General features: G+C 48.7%; 20 protein-coding genes. 17 read left to right on the top strand and 3 right to left on the bottom strand.

Annotation, left to right across the window (positions count from 1 at the left end; all coding sequences use genetic code 11):
- Window positions 1-88: 88 nt before the first annotated feature.
- Window positions 89-787 (bottom strand): head GIN domain-containing protein, encoded by a 699-nt coding sequence (locus CRO74_RS29000; RefSeq protein WP_097131408.1) that lies wholly within the window; start codon window positions 785-787, stop codon window positions 89-91.
- A gap of 384 nt (window positions 788-1171) precedes the next feature.
- Here CRO74_RS29000 and CRO74_RS28995 point away from each other — a divergent pair, with 384 nt between their 5' ends.
- Window positions 1172-1858 carry an ABC transporter ATP-binding protein gene (locus tag CRO74_RS28995; protein WP_097131406.1) on the top strand — a complete coding sequence of 229 codons (687 nt, stop codon included), beginning with the start codon at window positions 1172-1174 and terminating at the stop codon, window positions 1856-1858.
- On the opposite strand, the gene CRO74_RS28990 is transcribed toward CRO74_RS28995, so the two are convergent.
- The gene (locus CRO74_RS28990) at window positions 1835-2668 is read right to left on the bottom strand and encodes an aminotransferase class IV (RefSeq protein WP_097131404.1); all 834 of its coding nucleotides are present in this window, start codon (window positions 2666-2668) and stop codon (window positions 1835-1837) included. The two genes, CRO74_RS28995 and CRO74_RS28990, sit on opposite strands and share 24 nt — an antisense overlap.
- 75 nt (window positions 2669-2743) lie before the next feature.
- Between CRO74_RS28990 and CRO74_RS28985 the strand changes: the two genes are divergently transcribed.
- The 10 genes from CRO74_RS28985 to CRO74_RS28940 all read left to right on the top strand — a co-directional run bounded on the left by CRO74_RS28985 (window position 2744) and on the right by CRO74_RS28940 (window position 10495).
- Complete coding sequence (locus tag CRO74_RS28985; RefSeq protein ID WP_245878018.1) at window positions 2744-4243, top strand: TolC family protein; 1500 nt, start codon at window positions 2744-2746, stop codon at window positions 4241-4243.
- Between the two features lie 72 nt (window positions 4244-4315).
- Window positions 4316-5731 carry an efflux RND transporter periplasmic adaptor subunit gene (locus CRO74_RS28980; RefSeq protein WP_097131400.1) on the top strand — a complete coding sequence of 472 codons (1416 nt, stop codon included), beginning with the start codon at window positions 4316-4318 and terminating at the stop codon, window positions 5729-5731.
- A 178-nt stretch (window positions 5732-5909) separates the two neighbouring features.
- On the top strand, window positions 5910-6080 hold the full coding sequence (locus tag CRO74_RS32455; protein ID WP_394341931.1) for a WCX domain-containing protein: 171 nt from the start codon (window positions 5910-5912) through the stop codon (window positions 6078-6080).
- Window positions 6081-6126: 46 nt separating this feature from the next.
- Window positions 6127-7131 (top strand): NAD(P)H-dependent glycerol-3-phosphate dehydrogenase, encoded by a 1005-nt coding sequence (locus CRO74_RS28970; protein ID WP_097131397.1) that lies wholly within the window; start codon window positions 6127-6129, stop codon window positions 7129-7131.
- A 230-nt stretch (window positions 7132-7361) separates the two neighbouring features.
- On the top strand, window positions 7362-7541 hold the full coding sequence (locus tag CRO74_RS28965) for a hypothetical protein (protein WP_245878017.1): 180 nt from the start codon (window positions 7362-7364) through the stop codon (window positions 7539-7541).
- 110 nt (window positions 7542-7651) lie between these two features.
- Window positions 7652-8239: an RNA polymerase sigma factor gene (locus tag CRO74_RS28960; protein WP_097131393.1), complete on the top strand. Its 588-nt coding sequence runs from the start codon at window positions 7652-7654 to the stop codon at window positions 8237-8239.
- A gap of 65 nt (window positions 8240-8304) precedes the next feature.
- On the top strand, window positions 8305-9318 hold the full coding sequence (locus CRO74_RS28955) for a S1C family serine protease (protein WP_097131391.1): 1014 nt from the start codon (window positions 8305-8307) through the stop codon (window positions 9316-9318).
- Window positions 9319-9398: 80 nt separating this feature from the next.
- Window positions 9399-9680, top strand: coding sequence for a hypothetical protein (locus CRO74_RS28950; protein ID WP_097131389.1), 282 nt, complete (start codon window positions 9399-9401; stop codon window positions 9678-9680).
- A gap of 136 nt (window positions 9681-9816) precedes the next feature.
- Complete coding sequence (locus CRO74_RS28945) at window positions 9817-10065, top strand: MoaD/ThiS family protein (protein WP_097131388.1); 249 nt, start codon at window positions 9817-9819, stop codon at window positions 10063-10065.
- A 19-nt stretch (window positions 10066-10084) separates the two neighbouring features.
- Window positions 10085-10495, top strand: a complete 411-nt coding sequence (locus CRO74_RS28940) for a molybdenum cofactor biosynthesis protein MoaE (RefSeq protein ID WP_097131386.1) — start codon at window positions 10085-10087, stop codon at window positions 10493-10495.
- 94 nt (window positions 10496-10589) lie between these two features.
- Here the strand turns inward: CRO74_RS28940 and CRO74_RS28935 are convergent, their stop codons facing one another.
- Window positions 10590-11708 carry an endonuclease/exonuclease/phosphatase family protein gene (locus CRO74_RS28935; RefSeq protein ID WP_097131580.1) on the bottom strand — a complete coding sequence of 373 codons (1119 nt, stop codon included), beginning with the start codon at window positions 11706-11708 and terminating at the stop codon, window positions 10590-10592.
- A 189-nt stretch (window positions 11709-11897) separates the two neighbouring features.
- Here CRO74_RS28935 and CRO74_RS28930 point away from each other — a divergent pair, with 189 nt between their 5' ends.
- The 6 genes from CRO74_RS28930 (at window position 11898) to CRO74_RS28905 (ending at window position 20998) form a co-directional block, all read left to right on the top strand.
- A complete protein-coding gene (locus CRO74_RS28930) occupies window positions 11898-12410 on the top strand; it encodes a ribosome maturation factor RimP (protein ID WP_097131384.1) in 513 nt (170 codons plus the stop codon).
- A 77-nt stretch (window positions 12411-12487) separates the two neighbouring features.
- The gene (nusA, locus tag CRO74_RS28925) at window positions 12488-13732 is read left to right on the top strand and encodes a transcription termination factor NusA (protein ID WP_012925815.1); all 1245 of its coding nucleotides are present in this window, start codon (window positions 12488-12490) and stop codon (window positions 13730-13732) included.
- A gap of 183 nt (window positions 13733-13915) precedes the next feature.
- Window positions 13916-17374: a translation initiation factor IF-2 gene (infB, locus tag CRO74_RS28920; protein ID WP_097131382.1), complete on the top strand. Its 3459-nt coding sequence runs from the start codon at window positions 13916-13918 to the stop codon at window positions 17372-17374.
- Between the two features lie 25 nt (window positions 17375-17399).
- Window positions 17400-18173: a metallophosphoesterase gene (locus tag CRO74_RS28915; protein ID WP_245878016.1), complete on the top strand. Its 774-nt coding sequence runs from the start codon at window positions 17400-17402 to the stop codon at window positions 18171-18173.
- A 76-nt stretch (window positions 18174-18249) separates the two neighbouring features.
- Window positions 18250-20352, top strand: coding sequence for a BatA domain-containing protein (locus tag CRO74_RS28910; protein ID WP_097131379.1), 2103 nt, complete (start codon window positions 18250-18252; stop codon window positions 20350-20352).
- Window positions 20353-20470: 118 nt separating this feature from the next.
- A complete protein-coding gene (locus tag CRO74_RS28905; RefSeq protein ID WP_097131377.1) occupies window positions 20471-20998 on the top strand; it encodes a hypothetical protein in 528 nt (175 codons plus the stop codon).
- Window positions 20999-21205: the final 207 nt, after the last annotated feature.

Genomic DNA, 21205 nt, shown 5'->3' with positions numbered 1-21205 from the left:
TAAGTGCAGTGAGTACACTATGTTTCTATTGCAAAACTACTGATTTTACCTGCTATACTCACTGCACTTACTGCACTAATTCCGGCACCTAGTCTCTGCGGGTAATATCTGACCCGCCCGATTTGCTGCTGGCCAGAACTTTAGCGGAGCCAGAATAATAAATGTCCGACCCGCCGGACGCTTTCATTGTCAGTTCTCTGCTGGCGTTAACGTATACATCCGACCCGCCCGATGAATTGGCATTGCAAATTTCGACCGACAGTTTACGGGCGTCAAGGTCTGCCCCGCCGGAGCCACTGGCATTGAGCGTCCGGGCTGAGCCTTGTAGGGTGGCGTCGGCCCCGCCTGAGGCTTCAACGTTGAGTTCGTCGGCTTTAAGCGTCAACTTTACATCGGCACCACCCGACGCGCCGAGGTTTAAGTCTTTGAAGGTCAGTGTCCCTTGGCCTGTAACGTCCGATCCGCCACCCGACTGTAGGTTGTCTAACTGCCTGAAGGTTATGTAGGCTTTTACATGCTTGTTATTGCCAATATTCCAGTTCATGCCTTTTCGGTCGATGTTGAGTTCCAGAACGCCATTTCGAACCCTGGAAATAACCTGATCTTCATCATAACCTTTTACCTCAAGGGTCAATTTTTCTGAGTTACCCTGGGTCAAATAAACGTCGATGCCACTGTTAACGCTCAGCCCTTTGAAGTCAGAAACGGTACGCTCTTTTTTCCAGTCGGTGTTGGTGGCATGCATGCCCGTGGTGAGCATGAAAACTACTAAAGCGATTGCTTTCATAGGAAGAATGGTTTTAGATTTAGAGGAAGATGGTAAAAAAGGAGGTTTCGTTGCATTGTGAACAGAAAAAGGTGTCCGGTTTCAACGGTATCTTTGTCCGTAAGCGGACGTTGCAGGTGAAGTATTTATTAGTAAGTGGTTGTTAATTAATTGCTTGTAATTCTGGCACGTCACTTGAGCCATTAGAGAAAAGAATTTAAATCCAGATCAAGAAGTGTCGAAAAGGAGGTCTGTTCTGTAAGACCACCGGTTGCAATAATACGCTGATGGTCAAACGGAGTATAAGCGCCCTGATCATCATGTACATACGAATCAAGTCTTTGGGAAATATCCATAAATAACGAATTAGCCAGGGTAAAAAAACCTTTTCAAAAGTAACTAATTATGATTCAACTTAACAACGTTTCCAAGTACTACCCTGCGGGCTTCGGTCGGGTATATGTGTTGCGGAATATCAGCCTGGAAATTGCCCAGGGAGAGTTTGTATCCATCATGGGCCCTTCGGGCTCCGGTAAGTCAACCCTGCTGCATATTCTGGGTTTACTGGAAGAACCCTCCGAAGGCGAATACCTGCTCGATGACCAGCCCGTGCAAAAGCTTTCCGAGAAAAAACGCACGGAACTCCACCGGACACAGATCGGCTTCGTCTTTCAGGCTTACCACCTGATTGATGAACTAACGGTGTATGAGAACATCGAAACGCCGTTGCTCTACAAAGGCCTGAGTGGGTCGGAGCGGAAAAGCCGCGTGGCCGAACTGCTCGATCGGTTTAACATCGTTGCCCGGAAAGATTTGTTTCCATCGCAGCTATCGGGTGGACAGCAGCAGTTGGTAGGTATTGCCCGCGCTCTGGCCACCGAACCCGCCGTTATTTTTGCCGATGAGCCAACGGGTAATCTGCACTCGGACCAGGCCCGCGACATAATGGAGCTATTCCGCGAACTGAACCAGAAAGATGGCGTAACCATCGTTCAGGTGACGCACTCGGAACTGAATGCTGAATATGGGTCGCGGGTGATCCGGCTTAAAGACGGCTGGCTGGAGCCATCAGATATGAAGCTGGTTCAATAAAGACTCAAGGCGTTCTTTAGTCGTTACCGATGTGTTTATGATGTAGCTGTCTACCTGATTCAACCACTGAATCCCCATAACATTGGCGCAGAACACGGCTTCCGCCTGTTGGAGTACGTCCGGCTTGTATAGGCCCTCATGAACAGGAATCCCCAGGTCTGGCGCAAGACGAAGCAACTGCCGACGGATAATCCCGTCAATACAGCCCGTCCTGAGTGAAGGGGTATAGAGTGTTTTTCGGGTGTACCAGAACAGGGAAGAGGCCAGGCACTCGGCCATATGACCTTCTGTATCGAGCAGCAGCACATCGTTGAGTGCGTGCTGTTCTTTATATACACCGGCCAGTACGTAGGGGAGGGCGTTTAGGGTTTTGTAGGCCGAAAGAGGGGAGGGCGCTAATCGAAATTCCTCATAAATGCCGGTTTGCGCTTTTTCTGAAATAGAGAATGGATTACCCGGTAAGGCCGATAGGAGGACGTTTACGCTGTTTGTTTTGGGCGTGTATAAGCCACCAGCCTGTCGCCAGACCTGAAGCTTAATCCGGGCGGGCTGATTCGAAAGCCCATTGGCATCCAGAAGCCGTAAAAGTGTTTGATGGAGCCCGTCAGCTGTAAAGTTTTCGGGGGGCGTTAGGTGCAATGCCGCCATGCCCGCAGAAAGCCGGGCGAAGTGGTTACGCCAGAACCAAATCCGATTCGATTCGTACCGAATTGTTTCAAAAATTCCGTCGCCATAACTAAAAGCGCGGTCGTTTACCGAAAGTCGAAAATCGCTTTCGTGTAGTATATCCGAATTATAAACCAGAAACATGCTTAGTTTGCGCCGTTTATCCCAAAACGATAGTCGCGCCGAAGGTAAGTTTGTAACATTGAACCATCAAATAGTATGTGTATGCAAGTGGCGTGGAAACAGATGCGGGTAATAGTAGCCCTATTAGTAACGGCAAATTTGTCGGCAACATACGCACAGAGTACTGTCTCGGCCGTGTCGCCGGGCACTGGAGCAACTGCACCGGCTCGGGTAAACCTACAGCAATGTATTGATATTGCCCAGCAGAATAATCTTCAGATTCGGCAGGGGCGGTTAACGATTGCCAACAGTGAGTTGCAGTTGCAACAGGCGCGGCTAAATCAATTGCCAACCGCCGTTTTCCAGGGCAACCAATCGTTGAACGGGGGGCGTAGTATTAACCCTCAATCCAACGAATTCGTCCAGCAAACGATTAACTCCAGCAGTTTTCAACTTAATTCCTCGGCGACGCTTTACAATGGTGGGGTGTTGCGTAGTACGGTTAGGCAAAATGAAATTGCACTACAGGCTGGCCAGCAGGAGTTAAACGCTACGCAAAACAATGTCTCATTAACGGTTGCTCAAAACTACCTGAATGTGCTGACCGGTACGGAGCAATTAGCCGTGGCGCAACGCCAGGCCGATGTGACGCGTGCCCAACTCGACCGTACGCAACGTCTGGTCAATGCGGGGTCTGCTCCGGAAGCCAATCTGTTCGAACTTCGGGCTACGTTAGCCAGCAATGAACTGGAAATTGTGAATGCCCAGAACACGCTTGATCTGGCCAAGGTTGCTTTGCTGCAAGCCATGAACGTATCCATCAATCAGGATTTTGATGTGGAGCCAATTACCGTTCCCGATCCAGGTTTAGACCCGTATACCGCTTCTGTACAGCAACTTTATGATGTGGCTTCTGTAAGCCTTCCCGAAATTAAAGGAGCTGATCTGCGGGTTAAAAGCGCCAATTTAGGGGTACAGGTTGCCAAAGGCGGGCTTTATCCAACGTTATCATTAAACGGAAATCTTAGCACCATTTATTCTAGTGCCGCCAGTACGGCGATTCCCAACGGCCAGTCTACACAACAAACAATTGGCTTTATCACGGATCCGGTAACGGGTACCCAAATTCCCATCAACACATCGGCACCAGGGTATGACCGTACCGGTATCTCGTATGGTACGCAGTTGAGAAACAACTTTAGCCAGTCTGTTTCGCTGTTTCTGCGGGTTCCAATCTTTCAGGGAAATTTGTCGCGAAACCGCATTACTACGGCTAAAATCCAGCAGCAGAACGCCGAATTGACGGCTTTGAACACCCGTCTGACGCTACGTCAGCAGATCGAAACCGCTTATACGCAGGTTAAAGCCGGGGCCAATCGATACCGGGCCACTCAGGTGCAGGTTGCCTCGCTGGAAAAAGCGTTTCAAGTTGCAGAGAGCCGGTTAAATGCCGGTGCTATCAACGCAACTGATTACAGCATTGCCAAAACGAATCTGGATCGGGCGCGGGCCAGTCTGGTGCAGGCGAAGTACGATTATGTATTTCGAACAAAAATTTTAGATTTTTACCAAAACAAACCGCTTAGTTTTAATTAAGTTAGTGAATTAGTGAATGGGTGAACTTACAAAAGCCGCTCATTCATTTGCTCATTCACTAATTCATACATCATGAAGAAGAAGTCGAGTCGAATTTGGTGGATATTGGGCGGACTGGTGGTCCTGCTCATCGGTGGTTTAGTAGCCGCGAAACAAACAGGAATGATTGGCAAGCCGAAATCGACAGAGGTCGATTTCGCAACGGTCAAACGGCTTGATATTACCGAGCGGGTGAGCGCATCCGGGCGTGTTCAGCCACAGGTAGAAGTAAAAATAAGCCCCGACGTATCGGGCGAAATCATTGGCCTCTATGTAAACGAAGGAGATCCTGTTAAGGCAGGGCAGCTTCTGTGCCGTATTCGTCCCGATAACTACGAATCATTGCTGGCACGGGCGCGGGCCGCTGTCAACCAAAGCCGGGCGCAGTTAGAACAGTCAAAGGCATCGGTAGCCCAATCGAGCGCTCGATTGATTCGGGCTAAAGCAGATTATGACCGTAATAAGAAATTATTTGCCGATAAAGTAATCTCAGCGGCCGATCTGGAGACCAGCGAGGCTAACTACAATGTTGCCAAACAGGAAGTTGAAGCCGCTAATGCAAACGTCCGGGCATCGCAGTTTAACATTCAGAGTGCTGAAGCCAGCCTGCGCGATGCCAACGAAAACCTCCGTAAAACGACAATCTATTGCCCCGTTAACGGCACGGTATCCAAACTGAATATCGAACTGGGTGAGCGCGTGGTGGGTACCTCTCAGATGGCGGGTACGGAAATCATGCGCATCGCCAATTTGCAAAACATGGAAGTGCGGGTCAACGTCAATGAAAATGATATTGTCCGCGTAAACCTTGGCGATACCGCTGATATTGAAGTCGACTCCTACACCACCGCCGGACGGAAATTCAAAGGGGTCGTTTACGAAATTGCCAACACGGCCAATGGCCTGACAAGCTCATCCGGTGCGGCCGCTTCCCTCTCCGCCGATGCGGTAACGGAATTCGAGATAAAAGTGAAGATTCTGAACAACTCTTACGCCGACTTACTGGCCTTAAAGGATAAAAAAGGCTACCCCTTCAAGCCTGGAATGACAGCCTCCGTAGAGATCATCACCGATCGGAAGTCGGGCGTACTGTCCGTTCCGATTGCAGCTGTCACAACGCGTGCGGCCGATTCTACCGCCATCGATACGGAAAAGCTGGCGGACAATTCTAATGGGACCGTCGAAGAAAAACCGACAAACCAAATTGAAAAGAAAGACAAACCTAAAGAGATTGTCTTTGTCAACGTAGGGGGCAAGGCCACGCAACGGGAAGTAAAAACGGGTATCAGCGATTTTGAGAACATTGAAGTTATATCGGGCTTGAAACCGGGTGAGCAGATTATTTCAGGGCCGTTCATTGCCGTTTCGAAAAAGCTTAAAGACGGCGAACTGGTCATCAAGCGTGATCCCAATAAGAATAAGAAGAAGGAAGAGGAGAAAACGGAGTAAAGTAACGCGGTTGGGAAGCTGCCCTCTTAAATCATACATCGCGGCTGGTAAGCCGCGTTACATTACGCCTGGTCTTATTGCCGGGCGTTTTTGTTACCTTAAAATCTTATGGGCTTGAAGAGTTTCGATACTTCTTCTATGAGTTCGTCGAGGATGAGGGATTAAAGGTGCTTGTCAAGTGAGGTTGCCAAATTTATTGGAAGTTGAATTAGTTATCAAAATAAACCGTGAGTTGGAAGCCCAGCTTCTGTCGTTTGGGAAGGACTTAACCGTTTTATCGCCACCGAGTTTGCAGTCTGCTATTCGGCAGATCATAGAGCAAGCCTTGGAGGTTTATTCGAAAACCTAATAGCCTTGATTTGTGTCCTTTCCGGCTTTCTTCCTTACTTTACCTTATGAAAGTAACGCAACCCGTTCGGTTAACGATGGTGGGCGGGGGCAGTTGGGCAACCGCTCTCGTGAAAATCCTCTCCGAAAACAACGTCAGTGTCAAATGGTGGCTTCGCAAAAAGTCTGACGCCGACCACATTAAACAGTTCGGGCATAACCCAAGCTACCTGAGCGATGTACAGATCAACACCCGTAAAGTAAAAGTCTGCACGAAAATCCGGGATTCATTTAAAGATAGCGACTACATCATACTAGCCGTTCCGGCCGCTTTCATCAGCGATGCCCTGACTGGATTGAAGCCGGAGCATTTCGAAGGGAAATCGGTTGTTTCGGCTATCAAGGGCATGGTGCCGGGGGCCAATCAACTGGTTACCGACTGGGTGAGTGAACAGTATGGCGTTCCAATGGAACGGATGGCGGTAATAGCGGGTCCCTGTCATGCCGAAGAGGTGGCCCTGGAAAAGCATTCGTACCTGACAATTGCTTCGCAGAACCCGGTTTGCACGAAATCGGTTGCTGACTTACTGCGGTGCCGTTTTGTTCAGACAACCCCCGTCGATGATCTATATGGTATTGAGTACAGTGCCGTGATGAAAAATATCATTGCTCTGGCGTGCGGTATTACCAGAGGACTTGGTTACGGCGATAATTTTCAGGCGGTACTCGTATCGAACGCCATGCAGGAAATAAAACGGTTTGTGGATGCCGTCTACCCAAAACACCGGGAGTTGAGCGGGTCTGCTTATCTAGGTGATTTGCTGGTGACCGCTTATTCTCCTTTCAGTCGAAATCGTACATTTGGTACATTGATTGGCCGGGGCTATACCATTCAATCGGCGCAGGCCGAAATGAATATGATTGCCGAGGGGTATTATGCGGTAAAAAGTATTTACGAAATTAACCGGCGGTATGCGGTGGATATGCCAATAACGAATGCTGTATACAATATTTTGTACGGCAAAGCGGCACCAACCGGCGAAATGAATTCGTTGAAGGAATTGTTGATGTGATCATGTAGAGCCGCAATACCTTGCGGCTCATCCGCGTCAGCCAGAAGTATCTGGGTCATGAGCCGCAAGGTATTGCGGCTCTACATGAGGGGCAAAAATAAAAGCCCCCTGATTCATCAGAGGGCTCTTATACCGTTTATAGCGATGTCGGTAAGGTTTACCGGCAGTTGTGCCTTAGCAAAAATTACTTCGCGCTATCAGCAGACATCGTAGAAGCCGAATCCGTAGCCATGGTAGAATCCGTAGCCATCGTAGAAGCTGAAGAATCAGTCGTCGTCGTGGTGGTGGTTTCAGTAGATTCGGTTTTCTTCGAGCTGCAAGACGTAGCCAGGGCGATCATAGCCATGAAAAAGAAGGCAGATTTCGTGATTGCTTTCATAGTTTTGGGGATGTTTTTGTTTAGTGATTAATAATTAATGTCAACGTTAATACCCGATAGAGAAAAAGGTAACCCATTATTTTTTTTATTTTTTTTGGGTTACGTCTTCGGCGTTTCCGTATTAAGTAATGACTCAACTCAATGAAGGAAAGTAGGTCGCCCATATTAACTGATGAAGAGTTGCTGATGGGGTTGGCCGAGGGCACCGATGACGCATTGACGCATTTGTATCGACGGTATTTCCCAATGGTACTCCACTTCGTAACCACAAACAGTGGGAATGAAGATGATGCCAAGGATATCTACCAGGAAGCACTGATCGTGTTGTATGAGAAGGTAAGGAATGGTTCGCTGGAATTACATTGCCAGCTCAAAACGTACCTCTACTCCGTTGGTCGCCGGTTATGGCTAAAGCAGTTAGCCCAACGCAGCCGATTTATGGTGCGGGATGTAGAAACCCCTGCTTCAGACGAATTTGTTGCGGGGCAGATTGATGAGGATCTGTCGGTGCATGAAGAACGCGACCGGCAGTTCGATTTGATGGCTGATTCGCTCACCCGGCTTGGTGAACCCTGCCGAACCCTGCTGGATGATTTTTATATTCAGCATCTGAGCATGCAGGAGATCACTGAAAAGTTTGGGTATACCAATACCGATAATGCCAAGACACAGAAGTATAAATGCCTGATGCGGCTGAAGCGGTTGTTCTTTACAGAGTACAAAGCATAAGGGCCAACTTTCCGAAGTTGGCAATCAATTAAGGTTTTGCCGATAAAGGAGGTCGGTTTACAGCAATGGAAACGAACGAAGAAAAAGATATTGAAAACATCTTGCTGGCGTACGGTGAGCGGGTTCGGTTTAAGCAACAGCTTCAGGCAATCCAGGCAGGTGCTGATATGAACGCTATGCGCCAGGATGCCAAATCATACCGGTCAGAATCGACCGGAGCGGTTCGCTCCCTTTGGCAGATGTACCGAACAACCCTCGCTGTAGCGGCCTCGGCAGCTATTATCACAACTTTCGGTTCTATTTTCCTTTACCAGACCTACCAGCAGAGCCACAAACAGGAACAGCAGTATAGCTTGTTGAGCAAGGAAATTCAGGCCGTCAAATCGTCGCAACGTCAGTTGTTGAATGATTATAACGGGCGGGGCCGTGGGTTAAGCACCAATCCTGCGCAAGTGGCCGGAACAGGCTTTCTGCTGACGGGCGATGGCTATTTTGTTACGAATAATCACATCGTGCGCGACGCCGATTCGGTATACGTACAAAGCACCAAAGGCGAAGTCTATAAAGCCAGAGTTGTCTATACCGATCAATCGCATGATCTGGCATTCCTCCAACTTTGCGACGATAACGCCTTCCGAACCATGCCGACGGTACCCTACAGTTTCGATGCCCGTCCGTCTGATTTAGGAGAGCGGGTATACACGCTTGGGTATCCTCGTGAAGAAATTGTTTATGGCGAAGGTTACCTCAGTTCGGGCACTGGTTATCGGGGTGATTCAACGGCCTATCAGGTAGCTATTGGCGTGAATCCGGGTAATTCAGGTGGGCCGTTGCTGGATGAGAAAGGGAACGTTATCGGCATTATTAGCGGGAAACAGACAACATCGGAAGGAGTTAGCTTTGCGGTGAAGACTAATTACCTGCTCGAAGCACTCAATAATATTCCGGTCGACTCTCTAAAAGGTCAGCCACTTAAATTAAACCGACGCAATACATTGGCTAACCTGTCTCGTAAACAGCAGATTAAGCGGATGCAGGATTATGTTTATCAGGTAAAGGTGTTTAAACACAAAGATTAAAGTTCATTAATAGGCCGCGCTTCTGCCAAACAATTGCCGCCATTGCCGAGTTTTCTGAAAAAAATTTAAACTCAGCAACGATGAAAAAGCTCATGACACTGGCTGCTGCCTTACTCTTTTCAGTAGCCGTTGTGTCCGCCCAGGATACAAAACAGAATACTAAAGAAGCGGCCCACCAGGCTAAAGAAACAACAAAAGCAGCTGGCCGAAAAGTAGGTCGTGAAGCTGATAAGGCCGGAGACAAAATTTCCTCGGCGGCTAAAAACACCAAGGAAGATGTTAAAGACGGTACCAATAAGGCGCTCAACAAAGCTGATCGCAAGATGAAGAAGGCAGAGCGCAAATTAGATAACTCGAAATAAACGAAACAGATAGTAATAAAACGGCATCTCCCTAAAGTGTGGTGATGCCGTTTTTTATTGGTATCCGACGAACTTCAAGCAGACCTTACTGCGTTCTGTCGGCAGTTAATTGCTTTCTACTGCATTACGCAAACCTATGAATTCATCCATTTCGGTGCTTTTATTTGGGATCACCCGCGATCTAACTGGTCAGTCAGCGGTATCGGTTCCTTTGGCTGAAGGGGCCAGCGTTGGCGACTTGCTTACCCAAATACACCAGAAGTACCCTGCTTTAGCGGGTATTCGTTCCTTGCTGATTGCCGTGAACGGTGAATATGCCGAGTCCGAACAGGTGTTGACCCGGCACGACGAAGTAGCTCTTATTCCTCCCGTGAGCGGAGGTTAATTCTTTTGCTTATCATTCTATGATTGCCCTTACCTCAGACCCCATCGACGTCCCGGCCGCACTTCGGTTTCTACAGTCGGAACAGGCAGGTGCCATTGACTTTTTCCTTGGTGTTGTTCGCGATAATACACAGGAGCGCCCGGTCGACCGGCTCGAATACGAGGCCTATGACCGCATGGCCATCAGCGAAATGCAAAAGATTGCCGATGTTGCACAACAACAGTGGCCTATACTTCGCTACACGATCATCCACCGAAAAGGCACCCTGCAAATTGGTGATATAGCCGTCTTAATTGGCGTTGCTACTCCTCATCGCGCTGCCGCTTTCGAGGCTTGCCGATACATAATAGACACCATCAAACAAACGGTACCCATCTGGAAAAAAGAAGTCTTCACTGACGGAGAATCGTGGGTGAATGCGCATCCTTAAAGTAGTTAGGAGCGAGGAGGGAGTAATAGGAGTTGCTGACGCGAAAACTCTGCTGGCGTCAGCAACTCCTATTACTCCCTCCTCGCTCCTAATACTACTTAACCAAATACGTTCCCACAATTGGGTAGTGGTCTGAGTACCCGATGTAATTGAGGGTTTCGAAGTTCAGGACCGGCAATTTCGGGTCGTGAAATTGATGGTCGATTCGAATAAAGCCCGGCAGGCGATTATACGTGAACCCAAAACCACGTCCTGCATCTTCAAAACTGTTTGGCAGTACCCGACGCAGCCGTTCATAAACAACACTATACGGGGTGTCATTGTGGTCGCCGGTAACGATAACAGGATAGGGGCTTTCCCGGATGTAGTTGATGACCTTATATACTTCCTCTCTTCGATCCGTAAAACCATTATGCAGCGCCTTTACTACGCCATGTGTTTCGCGCTTTACGCCCTTTATCTCTTTTTGTTTCAGGACTTTACCGACACGAATGCCCATTGAGCGGAGGTGAACATTAATGACACGGATCGTATCATTTCCTATTTTGATGTTTGCCCAAACGATTCCGTTTGACCCTCCGAATGGTTCTCTGCCTGAGCCCACAATTGGGTAGATAGAAAAAATAGCAGCCCCTACATCACCTTCGGGTACTAATGCATTCTCCGGGTACAAAAGTACAGAATAACGGTATCCGGCTTTCCTGAATCGAAGTACAACGTTATAATCGGGTATCGATGTGGAGTTGTAAAATTCCTGGAAGCATTTTATGGGTGCATCGTAGCGCAATACATAGTTATCTGTTCGGCGAACGCGGGGGGAACTTGTATAAAACGACCAACTGTCGTTCAGGTCAAAGGATTGAACATTGTAGCTAAATACTTTTATCGGTTTACCGTTACCGGTTAGTTCGACCGGTGTATGCCACACAAACGTGCGTGATCCAAATAAAATCAGACCAACGATTAAGACAATTCCCGAAAGCCAGCTTCGCCAGGGACGTGAGGTTAGCCAACAAAAAACGACGATCAGGTTCAGAACCCAGACTACCGGTAAACTAATCATAATCATGCTTGCTGACCAGTGTTCGGTTGGCAAACTATACAGGAGCCAGTAGCCAAGGCAGGTGTATAAAACCAGTAGTAAATTCAGCGACCAAAGCAACGACCGAAAAAAATAGGCGATGACCTGTCCAACCCGTATTCTTAGCGTCATAGTAGCGTCGTTGAGCGAGGAAAATTCTATTTTGAAGTCAAAAATAAGGTATAATGACCGGAATGCCTGCAACTGGGCCAGCACAGGGGCTTGCGATGGACGCAGAAATTCATTACCTTTGTGGCACAAAAACTATATGGCATTGATCAAAAAAGGGAGTCGCACTCCCTTTTTTGTTAGCCATACCTTATGGACGACAAAGCGAAAATTACCGAACTACTACAGCCTTACCTGAAAAACGATCAGTTCTATATCGTTGATATTCAAGTAGCTGGAAGGCAAGGTGGCCGACTGAAGGTCACGATTCTTTTAGATAGCGATGCGGGCATCACAATTGATGACTGCGCTGATATTAGCCGCAGGCTAGGAGGACAGATGGACGAGATGAATTTTTTCGGAGATTCGCCTTTTACGCTGGAGATTTCATCCCCCGGCGTCGATTATCCGCTGACTTTTCCACGTCAGTTTGTTCGCAATGTGGGCCGTCAGTTGATCGTGACCCTTACCGATGGAGCTATCCGTAAAGGGGTATTGGAATCGGTAGCCGAAGATCATGTTGTTCTGGATGTGGAAGCCGAAAAAAAATCGAAGAGTAAAAAGAAAAAGGAAGCTGATTTATCTACCGACGTTCCACCCGTTGGCCCAACGCCGATTTCGTTCGGGCAGATAAAAAAAGCGCAAGTGGAAGTATCATTTAAATAAGGTTGCTAGCCGATAGTTGGACGTACATTCACGAACGATTACTAACATCGACTGTCGACTATTGACAAAACACGAAAATGACCAGTGGACTATTAATTGAATCGTTTGCTGATTTTGCCCGGTCGAAGAACATTGATCGGCCTACCATGATCGCTATTCTGGAAGATGTTTTTCGGACCATGATTCGCAAGAAGTATGGCACCGACGAAAATTTCGACGTGATCATCAACGCTGAAAGTGGTGATCTCGAAATGTGGCGGACGCGCGAAATTGTTGACGATAATTCGGAAGATATCTGGGATTATGATAAAATCCCCCTGGCCGAAGCCCGTAAAATTCAGGACGACTTTGAGGTAGGTGAGCAGGTTGCCGAAGAAGTAAAGCTGGATGATTTTGGCCGTCGGGTAGTGCAAACAGCCCGCCAAACACTCATTCAGAAGATAAAGGACATGGAGAAAGAACTCCTTTATCAGAAATATAAAGACCAGGTTGGGGATTTGGTGACGGCAGAAGTGTATCAACTGCTGAAGCACGAAATTATCCTGGTCGATGGTGAAAGCAACGAACTGAGCTTACCCCGCACCGAGCAAATCTCCAAAGATCGATATCGGAAGGGGGAGCCCGTAAAAGCGGTTATCAGCCGGGTCGATATGCTCAACGGCACTCCTAAAATTGTGCTGTCTCGTACATCCCCCGTATTTTTGGAGCGCCTGTTCGAAATCGAAGTGCCCGAAATATACGATGGCCTGATATCCATTCGTAAAATTGTGCGTGAACCGGGCGAGCGGGCAAAAGTTGCCGTTGAATCGTACGACGACCGGATTGATCCTGTTGGTGCCTGTGTAGGTATGAAGGGATCACGGATACACGGTATCGTACGTGAACTTGGTAACGAGAACATTGACGTTATCAATTACACAGAGAACCTTGAATTGCTCATCAGTCGGGCACTTAGTCCGGCCAAAATCAGTTCAATGCAGATCGATCGGGAAACCAAACGTGTATCTGTTTTTCTGAAACCCGATCAGGTTTCGCTGGCCATTGGTAAAGGTGGTCAGAACATTAAACTGGCCGGACGGTTGGTAGACATGGAAATCGACGTATTCCGGGATAATGAAGGCCAGGAAGACGATGAAGACGTTGACTTGATGGAGTTCTCGGATGAGATCGACGAGTGGATGATTCAGGAACTTCGGAAAGTAGGTCTGGATACGGCTAAAAGCGTGCTGGCCCTAAATAAAGAAGAATTAGTTCGCCGGACTGATCTTGAAGAAGACACCGTCGAAGAAATTTTGAATATCCTCAAACAAGAGTTCGAATAAGTAATTAATGAAGACGGGGTTACCCGTGTGGTGGAACATTAAGAAGGAAGAGCACTTTTAGGGGCATTTACCGGTCATTCTTAACTTTTCACCCTTCATTATCAGAATGAGGGATTTTTATTGTTGGAACTGGTGTTCATACCTTACCAACACCTGTTAAATTTGCCGAATATAAACCGAAGTATGGCAGAAGAAAAGTCAATGCGCCTGAGCCAAGTGGCAAAAATTCTCAACAAAGGGCTTTCCTCTGTTGCGAGTAGTCTGTCTGCCAAAGGGTTTAAGGTTGAGATTAATCCTAACACCAAAATCAACACAGAACAGTTGGAGGTGTTAGCGAAGGAGTATAAATCTACGGAACTCCTGAACGGAACTCGCCGGGCTGAACCGCCGGTTGTAGCCGCCGAGCCACCGCGTCGTCAGGAGGAGGATGTCGTTCTATACCGTCGTGATGACGCGAGACGTCCGATTGTTGAAAACAAACCAGAATCAGCTCCGGCTGATTTGCCCAAACCGGCTTCGGTGGAGCCCAAACCAGCACCACAAACCGCTCAGACCGGTTTGCCAGGCCTGAAAGTACTGGGCAAAATTGATTTGAACGCCAAACCGTCACCTCCGCAGCCCCAGCCTATTCCACAGGCAAAGGCACCGGAGCCACAGGTGGCGAAGCCCGTTGTGGCTCCGCCGGTCGAATCGAAGCAGCCTGAAGAACGTGTATCGGTGCCTACTCCTGTGGAAGCACCCAAACCCGTTGTTCCACAACCTGCGCCACCAGTAGCACAACCTGTTGTTGAGATCCCCAAAGCGGTACAAACACCGCCTGTTGAGGTAAAACCAACCCCAGCACCTGCTCCTGTAGTTGCTGCACCGCCGGTAGCTGTTGTTAAGGAAGATGTTGCTCCAAAGGAAGCACCTAAACCAGTTGTAGCTGAATCGAAGCCTGCACCTGTTCAAGGGGCTCCAGTGGTACCAGTTGCCGTCCCAAAACAACAACAACCTGCGTCTGCTCCAGTTTCAGCTCCTGTGGAAGCATCTAAGCCCACAGTTCAGGAGAAACAAAAGGAAAACCGTCCAGCTAATCAGGCTAATCCATCGAAACAGGAAAGCCAGACAGCCAAACCGGCACCGGCTGTTTCTGCTGATGAGCCAGATGCTGCAACGGAAACAATCCGGGCGGCTGGTAGCCATCAATTAGGCGGGTTGAAAATTCTTGGTAAAATTGAGTTGCCGGTTAACAACCCGCGTCAGGGTGGTGGCGGCAACAATGCTGATAAGAAAGGAAAACGTAAGCGTATTCGCGGTGGTCGTGAGGGAGGGAGCAATCCCAATCAGCCGAACCAGGGCGGTGGGCAACCACAGGGTCAGGGCGGAAACCGGCCTCCACGTGAGGGCGACCGCGGACCGGCAAACCGTACCCAGGGTGATCGTCCACAAGGCGACCGCACCCAGGTAAGTGGCCAGCGGGAAGCTACGCCACGCGATGGCAACCGTCCGCAGGGACAAGGTCAGAATGACCGAACGGCAGCACCTGCTAACCGTACGGGTGGCACTGGTCAGAACCAGGGGGGGACTAACAATGCCAACCGGACTGGACAGTCTAATACGAACACAAATACGAATGCCAACAACCGATCGGGTGGTGGCAATAACAACGCCAATCGGGGTGGAACCGGCAATGCTAACCGTGGCGGAACCGGCAACAATGCCAACCGTGGCGGTGGTGGTCGTCGTGAAGCGCCAACTCAGGCCGATGTTCAGAAGGCTATCCAGCAAACGAACGCCCGGATGCGCGGTAACACGCCAAACCGGGGTGCCGACCGTCGACGTGATCGACGAAGCCAACGCGAAGACGATCGTCGTTTATTGAACGAACAGGAGGAACTGGAAGCAAAAACACTGAAAGTTACCGAGTTCGTATCAGCAAACGATCTGGCCTCGCTGATGGATGTATCGATTAATGAAGTTATCTCGGTTTGTTTGAACCTAGGTATGTTCGTGTCGATCAACCAACGTCTGGATGCTGAAGCGATCACAGTTATTGCCGATGAGTTTGGCTACGATGTGCAATTTATATCAGCTGAGGACGAAACCGAAGCCAGTATCGACGTTGAAGCTGATGAACCGAACGACCTGCAACCACGGGCGCCAATTGTGACCATCATGGGTCACGTTGACCACGGTAAAACATCATTACTTGACTACATTCGTCGGGCTAAAGTTGCGGCTGGTGAAGCTGGTGGTATTACGCAGCACATTGGTGCTTACAGCGTAAAACACAGTGATAACCGGATGATCACATTCCTGGATACACCGGGTCACGAAGCCTTTACGGCCATGCGTGCACGGGGAGCTAAGGTAACGGACGTCGTTATTATCGTAATTGCCGCTGACGACAGCATCATGCCCCAAACGCGTGAGGCTATCAACCACGCTCAGGTGGCTGGGGTGCCCATTGTCTTTGCTTTCTCGAAAGTGGATAAGCCGGGTGCTGATTCTGAAAAGATTCGGACTGAACTGGCCTCTATGAACATGCTCGTTGAAGAATGGGGTGGTAAATACCAGGCACAGGAGATTTCGTCTAAATCGGGTATGGGCGTTGATGATCTGCTCGAAAAGGTACTGCTTGAGGCAGAACTGCTCGAACTGAAAGCCAACCCATCACGCCGTGCATTGGGTACAGTTATTGAAGCTTCCCTTGATAAAGGGCGCGGCTACGTGTCGACTGTACTCGTTGAGAATGGTACACTGCGTCAGGGTGACATTATGCTGGTAGGGGCCCACTACGGTCGCATCCGTGCCATGACAAATGACCGGGGTGAGCGGATTAAAGAAGCTGGTCCATCAACACCTGTACAGATTTTAGGTCTGCCGGGTGCTCCGCAAGCCGGTGATAAGTTCAACGTAATGGAAACGGACCGTGAGGCCCGCGAAATTGCGAACAAACGGGAACAACTGCTGCGTGAACAGACATTGCGTACCCGCAAACACATTACCCTCGAAGAGATTGGTCGCCGGAAGGCTATCGGTACCTTTAAAGAGTTGAACGTGATTGTGAAAGGCGACGTGGACGGTTCTGTGGAAGCCTTGTCGGATTCGCTGCTGAATCTCTCTACAGAAGAAGTTCAGGTGAATATCATTCACAAGGCCGTTGGTCAGATCTCCGAATCGGACGTTCTGCTGGCGTCGGCTTCGGATGCGGTTATCGTTGGTTTCCAGGTGAGGCCATCGGCAAGTGCCCGGAAGTTAGCGGAGCAGGAACAGATTGAGATCCGTCTCTATTCGATTATCTACGATGCGATCAATGAGGTAAAAGACGCTATGGAAGGGCTGCTTGCTCCAACTGTGGAAGAAGTTATCGTTGGTAACATTGAGGTACGTGACGTCTTCAAAATAAGCAAAGTGGGTACAGTAGCAGGTTGTTACGTAACCGAAGGAAATATTAAGCGGAACAATAAGATTCGAATCATCCGCGATTTCATTGTCGTGCATACGGGTGAAATAAGCGCACTGAAACGTTTCAAGGAAGATGTTAGTGAAGTGAAGTTTGGCTACGAATGTGGTCTGAGTATCAGAAACTTCAACGACATCGAAGTTGGTGACGTTATCGAAAGCTTCGAATTGAAAGAAGTGAAGCGTACACTTTAATCATAACCGCTCCGCCGGAGCGGTTATGAAAAAAGCCCCTACAGGTTTTCCTGTTGGGGCTTTTTTGTACCTTATCAATCTGAATGTTATTGAGATGAAACTTCTTACAATTAGTGATCTCCACGGGCGAACCGTTTGGAAGGAAGCAAACATCGACCAGTATGACCGAGTTATTTTCCTTGGCGACTATACCGACAGTCATATTTTTGATAATGAGACTATCTTTAAGAACCTCCTCGACATTATCTGGCTTAAACACCAGAACCCCCACAAGGTTGTTTTACTCATAGGTAACCACGATGCACAGTATCTGCACTTCCCGTATTATCGATGTTCAGGCTTTCGGGAGGGAGCGAAGGCTGAGTTAAGTTCATTGTTTGGTATGAACGCCAGTTTATTTCAAATCGCTCATCAGGAAGGAGATTATCTGTTTTCACACGCTGGCGTTACCAAAAAATGGCTGGCACATTTTCTCGTAAAAACCGGTAATGAGTTAAATGAATGCACATTCGGTTATAATCTGGCCGGATTATTGAATGAAGCTCACAGACAGGAAGAACGTTTTCGAAGCCTGCTTTTTGACGTTGGCCCGAAACGGGGAGGTGTTAATGCCTTTGGTGGGCCGATTTGGGCGGATCGCAGCGAAACGTCTACTGATTTCCTGATGGGATTTCAGCAGGTTGTGGGACATACACCCGTCTCCGATTTCTCAACAATATATGGCGATAGTGGGTCTATTACTTATACGGATGTTTTACAAACGAAAACGGCATTTTATGAAGTCATAATCCCTGACTAACTTAGGGACTGAAGAAACGAAAGGGCCGTGTAAGGCCGTTATTAAGAAAACCCTGTTTGCTCCGCAAATACCCTGAATGAATTTTCTCTATCCTTCTTTTCTGCTTGGTTTGTTGTCGGTCTCCGTCCCGATTGCCATTCACCTGTTTAACTTTCGACGGACAAGGCGGGTTTTCTTCTCGAATGTAGCCTTGTTGCGCACAGTTCAGACTGAAACGAAGTCGTTTCGACGGTTGAAACATTGGCTCATTCTGGCCTGTCGTTGTCTGTTTCTGGCCTGTCTGGTACTGGCATTTGCACAGCCATTCATCCCCAGTAAAAATAAGTTGGGTTTATCGCGCCAGGGAGTGACGAGCCTGTATGTCGATAACTCATACAGTATGCAGAATGAACGCAATACGAAACGATACCTGGATATTGCCATTAGTAAGCTGGATGAGTTACTGACGTTGTTCAGGAATGCAACATCACTCCAGTTATTGACCAACGACTTCTCCGTGGCTGAACAGCAGGCCGGAACCGCCGAGGCCGTTCGGGATCGCGTAACGTCTATCCGATTTGCTCATACGCCACGTACCTTCGAAACCGTTTACCGGCGGCAGCGTAACCTGCTCAGTTCTCTTAATCCTGGTGGCCGAAACCAATTATTCTGGTTTTCCGACTTTCAGAAAAGCACCGCCGGTGATTTATCCAGACTGAAAATTGATACAACCGATCGGCTGTTTATCGTGCCGCTCGATGCTCAGGCTACCAAGAACGTGTATGTCGACTCAGTCTGGCTCAGCACACCGTTTATCCGGGAAATGCAGAATAACAGCCTGAATGTAAAATTGAACAACGCTGGCCGGGAAAATGTCAAAAACCTGCCGGTACGGCTGTACCTTGATGATACGCAAACGTCGACCGCAACGGCAACGCTGACATCGGACGGATCGGCGACGGTTGCGCTTAACTTCAACGTGACATCAAAAGGGTATCACCGGGGGCGAATTGTGTTTGAAGATTACCCGATTACGTTCGACAATCAGTATTTTTTCGTCATTGAAGCATCGCCAGCCGTTCGGATACTACATCTTTACGAGCAGAAATCAGGTCCGGCAGATCGAACATCGGACTACATCAATGCCGTTTATTCCAATGATAGTTTGTTTGTTCGGCAAAGTTTCAGCGTGCAGAATTTTGACGTTGGACAGTTAAAAGAAACAGATTTGGTTGTGCTGGAGGGAGTTTCGGAAGTGAATGGTACACTCCGTACGGAATTGGAGCGCTTTGTTCGGCAGGGTGGGAGCCTGGCAATTATACCTCCTGCCAATCCCAATAGTAACTCCTACACCCCTTTTTTACAGACGTTGGGAGTGGGTACCGTTCAGGTTACCGGCACATCGGGCACTACACCAACGGCTCTGCCGGTAGCTGATCCCGACCGGCGTAATCCATTTTTCCAGGATGTTTTTCAGCAGAGTTATCAGTCCGAGCCCTTGAATATGCCCACAGCTGCGCCCGTTTGGCGATGGAGTTCGGGCCAACGGTTGCTGAGTCTGCGGGATGGAAGTCCATTACTTACCCAAACCAGGCTAAGTGGTGGAACAACCTCCCGCCAGGGAAGTGTTTATGTACTGGCCAGTCCATTAGCCTCAAATTATGGGAATCTGGCTGAACACGCGCTGTTCGTCCCAATTATGTATAAAATGGCGGCCCTGAGTGTCCGGGCGCAACGGACGGCTTATTCATTCGACGATAATCTGGTCACCATTTCGGTTAGCAATCCATCCGAAAAAGCTATTTATAAGCTTAAACATGACAAGCTGGAAATTATACCGGTACAGCGAATCGTTGGCAATCAACTTCAGCTCGAAATGCCGAAGAGTAACGAACTGGCGGCCGGTCAGGAGGTGGAAGCGGGTTATTATGAGCTTCGCCTGAACGATAAAACCGAACGATTACTGGCCTTCAATCACGGCAATCAGGAGTCGACGATGAGTTTTTATTCGGCTGACGAATTGCGTAAAATCTTTGCAACCCAACCGAATGTCGAAATATTTGATAGCATACAGGACGGCGATTTTGTTCAGGTACTCGAACAGGAGAATCTCGGCAAGAGCCTCTGGAAATATTTCCTCATAGCAGCGCTTGCGTTTATGTTGCTGGAGGTTGGCCTTGTGCGGTTTATGAAGGGGTAAACTGCTACCTGTGGCTGGCTATGGGCGAGGAGTAGGTGGTGAACTTGCATAACCCGGCACCGTCACAACACTGGTTCTGAAACCCTTACAGATCAGCCGGGTACGCAGGTCGCGCAGTTTGCAGGCTGCTCAGGCCCCGGACGAAGCCCGGTACTATCTCGTCAATCTTGACCCAACCCCGAAAGCGGATAAACCCGGTAAATACAATGACTATCCGCTTCTTACGGCCGGTAATTTCAGGGGGGCTAAAGGAGGTTGGCTACCCAGTCATTCTACCAGCTTTGAGTTCGGTTCCGGTGACTTTGGCTACGTAATTTCCTGTAACAGTGTCGGCCAGAGTGATGTCAAGACAGACTGGTTGCGGAATATCGACGGACAAGGCAATTGGTGGGAAGTAGACCCTAACAGCGTTATGGGCGTTGCGCAGGCCCACGATTGGGGAACCATAGATCTCTTTAACGATTACCAAATGCCTGCTTTCGGTACGAGCCAGAGCGGTTCGATCGGCAAGGCCAGCCAGATCAAGCTGCCGACAATGGTACTACAGGCTGGAGGAACACACAAGCTCGAACAGGATACTATGGTTACCATGATGCAGCAAGCCGATTCTGCGCGTATGGCCAGCAAGCGTTTCCAACCTGCTTAGTGAAGCCGCTTTTACGGGGCAAAGGCAGGAATGTTATCAGGCCTTCGTCCCATTTTTAGCTCAATTCATCCCATTTTTTCATTCAGCATGTACTAGCCTGGTATTTTTGCTGTGGGTTACTTGTACACTCCGCCCGAATACATTGAGCGGAGTGTACAACCCAATGGGCCGTGTCGCACAAGGCTGATCTACAGTAGCGATGCCTTT

The organism is Spirosoma fluviale (genome assembly GCF_900230225.1).
GTDB classification, from domain to species: domain Bacteria; phylum Bacteroidota; class Bacteroidia; order Cytophagales; family Spirosomataceae; genus Spirosoma; species Spirosoma fluviale.
The sequence above is the reverse complement of the archived record's forward strand: the minus strand, read 5'-3'. Positions and strand labels throughout refer to the sequence as shown.

Coding starts and splice junctions, on each gene's coding strand:
- CRO74_RS29000 (WP_097131408.1), bottom strand. CDS start 787: ATGAAAGCAATCGCTTTAGTAGTTTTCATGCTCACCACGGGCATGCAT.
- CRO74_RS28995 (WP_097131406.1), top strand. CDS start 1,172: ATGATTCAACTTAACAACGTTTCCAAGTACTACCCTGCGGGCTTCGGT.
- CRO74_RS28990 (WP_097131404.1), bottom strand. CDS start 2,668: ATGTTTCTGGTTTATAATTCGGATATACTACACGAAAGCGATTTTCGA.
- CRO74_RS28985 (WP_245878018.1), top strand. CDS start 2,744: ATGTGTATGCAAGTGGCGTGGAAACAGATGCGGGTAATAGTAGCCCTA.
- CRO74_RS28980 (WP_097131400.1), top strand. CDS start 4,316: ATGAAGAAGAAGTCGAGTCGAATTTGGTGGATATTGGGCGGACTGGTG.
- CRO74_RS28970 (WP_097131397.1), top strand. CDS start 6,127: ATGAAAGTAACGCAACCCGTTCGGTTAACGATGGTGGGCGGGGGCAGT.
- CRO74_RS28965 (WP_245878017.1), top strand. CDS start 7,362: ATGGTAGAATCCGTAGCCATCGTAGAAGCTGAAGAATCAGTCGTCGTC.
- CRO74_RS28960 (WP_097131393.1), top strand. CDS start 7,652: ATGAAGGAAAGTAGGTCGCCCATATTAACTGATGAAGAGTTGCTGATG.
- CRO74_RS28955 (WP_097131391.1), top strand. CDS start 8,305: ATGGAAACGAACGAAGAAAAAGATATTGAAAACATCTTGCTGGCGTAC.
- CRO74_RS28950 (WP_097131389.1), top strand. CDS start 9,399: ATGAAAAAGCTCATGACACTGGCTGCTGCCTTACTCTTTTCAGTAGCC.
- CRO74_RS28945 (WP_097131388.1), top strand. CDS start 9,817: ATGAATTCATCCATTTCGGTGCTTTTATTTGGGATCACCCGCGATCTA.
- CRO74_RS28940 (WP_097131386.1), top strand. CDS start 10,085: ATGATTGCCCTTACCTCAGACCCCATCGACGTCCCGGCCGCACTTCGG.
- CRO74_RS28935 (WP_097131580.1), bottom strand. CDS start 11,708: ATGACGCTAAGAATACGGGTTGGACAGGTCATCGCCTATTTTTTTCGG.
- CRO74_RS28930 (WP_097131384.1), top strand. CDS start 11,898: ATGGACGACAAAGCGAAAATTACCGAACTACTACAGCCTTACCTGAAA.
- nusA (WP_012925815.1), top strand. CDS start 12,488: ATGACCAGTGGACTATTAATTGAATCGTTTGCTGATTTTGCCCGGTCG.
- infB (WP_097131382.1), top strand. CDS start 13,916: ATGGCAGAAGAAAAGTCAATGCGCCTGAGCCAAGTGGCAAAAATTCTC.
- CRO74_RS28915 (WP_245878016.1), top strand. CDS start 17,400: ATGAAAAAAGCCCCTACAGGTTTTCCTGTTGGGGCTTTTTTGTACCTT.
- CRO74_RS28910 (WP_097131379.1), top strand. CDS start 18,250: ATGAATTTTCTCTATCCTTCTTTTCTGCTTGGTTTGTTGTCGGTCTCC.